Source organism: Undibacterium hunanense (assembly GCF_014284335.1).
Classification (GTDB): Bacteria; Pseudomonadota; Gammaproteobacteria; order Burkholderiales; family Burkholderiaceae_D; genus Undibacterium; species Undibacterium hunanense.
Map to the genome: position 1 here is coordinate 1 of NZ_JACOGF010000046.1, position 513 is coordinate 513.

The 513-nt window shown below is 55.8% G+C and carries 1 protein-coding gene; it reads left to right on the forward strand.

The window, feature by feature from the left end; translation table 11 throughout:
- Window positions 1–513, forward strand: a 513-nt coding sequence (locus H8L32_RS27245) for a hypothetical protein (protein ID WP_222619525.1), incomplete at both ends; no start/stop codon positions are given.

Consider the following 513-nt stretch of genomic DNA (forward strand, 5'->3'; position numbering starts at 1 on the left):
GACGTCTCCGTCATCGGCGGCAAAGGCAACGACACCTTCATCCTGGCTGACACACTCGAAACAGGCGACAGCATCACAGGCGGCGACGGTACAGATACCCTCATCATCGTCAATGGCGGTAACATCACAGCCGGTGCAACAGGCTCCTCCATCGTCACCAAAGTAGAAGCAGTCCAGGTTCTGTTGAACAATGCTACTTCCTCAGTCGACTTCAGCAAACTGCCAGACGTCACAGGCGTACTGGTGCGCAACGTCTCCAACACCTTCGTAGCAGCCCCAGCTGACTCCGCACCGGTTGCTGGTACCTCCACGTTCAACCTGAACAGACTGACAGCAGCCCAGGCCACCAACATCACTATCCAACACAGTGACACAGGTTCCAACGCCATCACCCAAAACATCGTCAATGCCCGTCTGGCTGTTGACACAGGTACAAGTGACACCGTTGCCCTGACCATCGCTGAAGGTTTGAATACGGATCCACGTTTCAACGTCACCCTGACCACAGGCGCC